The organism is Oceanimonas marisflavi (assembly GCF_003049725.1).
In the GTDB taxonomy this organism is placed as follows: domain Bacteria; phylum Pseudomonadota; class Gammaproteobacteria; order Enterobacterales; family Aeromonadaceae; genus Oceanimonas; species Oceanimonas marisflavi.
In genome coordinates this window covers 1-1,614 of the sequence record NZ_QAGM01000051.1, presented here as the reverse complement: position 1 = coordinate 1,614, position 1,614 = coordinate 1, and the positions used below count along the sequence as shown (strand labels likewise).

Annotated in this window: 1 protein-coding gene; it reads left to right on the top strand. The window is 56.2% G+C overall.

Features of this window, described 5'->3' with window-relative positions; translation table 11 throughout:
* Positions 1-383: 383 nt before the first annotated feature.
* Positions 384-1,614, top strand: a 1,231-nt coding sequence (gene ltrA / locus DA373_RS15945) for a group II intron reverse transcriptase/maturase (protein WP_198650341.1), incomplete at its 3' end; no start/stop codon positions are given.

The following is a 1,614-nucleotide window of genomic DNA, read 5'->3' as shown; positions in this document are numbered from 1 at the left end:
GTAGTAGTGAGTAAGGCCCGGCCCGAGAAGCCCAGTAATGGTGTGGAGGACAAAACCGGGCTGACCATCAGCACAGCGTCTGATGGAGCAGCGACGTGCCAAAAGCCGTCGGTGCTGCGAAGGGAGGAAGCCTACTTTAAGTCTGTGATGAACAGATGTTTTTTTTTCAGTGGTACACAAGCCGACTTGCTATCGGGGTATTCCGGACCGGTTCACTGCGGAAGCAGCGTACTGGAACGAGAAACCGTACACGGGAGTAGCTCCGGCTCACTTTAGTACATTGCCATTGTGCCAGAAGGCTAAACAGCCGAGCGAAATACACCGGCACTGAAAGAAGGCATGCTGTCTCCACACAGCACACAACCCGAGGAAAGCGAGTGCGAGTGTATTACAGCCTGTACGGCCAGCTGCTCAACAAACAGCGGTTGTACAACGGATTCAAAAAGGTGTGGAAAGCGAAAGGCGCGGCCGGAATAGATGGGCAGAGCCTGAGTGACTTCGCCCGGGATCTGAGTAAACACCTCGATCAACTGCTTTCTGAACTCAGAACCAGGCAATATCGGCCACAACCGGTCAGACGGGTGGAAATCCCGAAAGACGGGGGAGGCGTGAGATTGCTGGGGATCCCGAGCGTTCGGGACAGAGTGGTCCAACAAACCCTGAACGATCTGCTGTCCCCCATCTTCGAGGAGCAGTTCCACCCATCCAGCTATGGGTATCGACCGCATCGAAGCTGTCATGATGCCATCAACAAAGCCACGCTGTTCATCCGGCGTTACGGACTGCAGTATGTGGTGGACATGGACCTGTCGAAGTGCTTCGACACGCTCGATCATGAGCGCATCGTGCAACGCATCCGACAACGGGTCACCGATGGCAGCGTGTTGGAGCTGATCAAACAGTTCCTGAAAAGCGGGGTGATGGTAGACGGGCAGTGGCAGCCGACAGACACAGGCAGTCCACAAGGGGGCGTGATCAGCCCGCTGATAGCGAACATCTATCTGGACGCGTTTGATCAGGAAATGCGCAGACGCGGCCACCGGATAGTGCGCTATGCAGACGACATCCTGATCTTCTGTCGCAGTCGTGCCGGCGCAGAGAACGCGCAACGGCAAGCGACGACCTTACTGGAGAAAGCGCTGAAGCTGACCGTAAACCCGAGCAAAACCCACATTGCGCACAGTGATGACGGGGTGAAATTCCTGGGTGTCGAAATCGGGAGTGGATATACCCGTATTCAAGCCAGGAAACTGACCGGGTTCATGGCGAAGCTGAAGCAGCTGACCAGGCGCAACGGCGGCAAGCCGCTGAGTCAGGTCATCAAAGCACTGAACCCGCTGCTGAGAGGGTTCAGTCACTACTTCAGGATTGCCAATGCACATAGGGACTTCAAGCGAATCGCCGCCTGGTTAAGGCGCAGACTGCGCAGCATCCAGCTCAAGTTGTGGAAGAAACCGTCCCGGCTGCACCGCCGGCTGAAACAGCTGGGGTACAAACCGCCGTTCCGGCACATCCGCATGGCGAGCTGGCGAAATGCGCGAAGCCCATTAGCCAGTTATGCGATGCCAAACCGCTGGTTCCAGGAACTGGGTCTGGTTAATCTTGAAGAGGTCA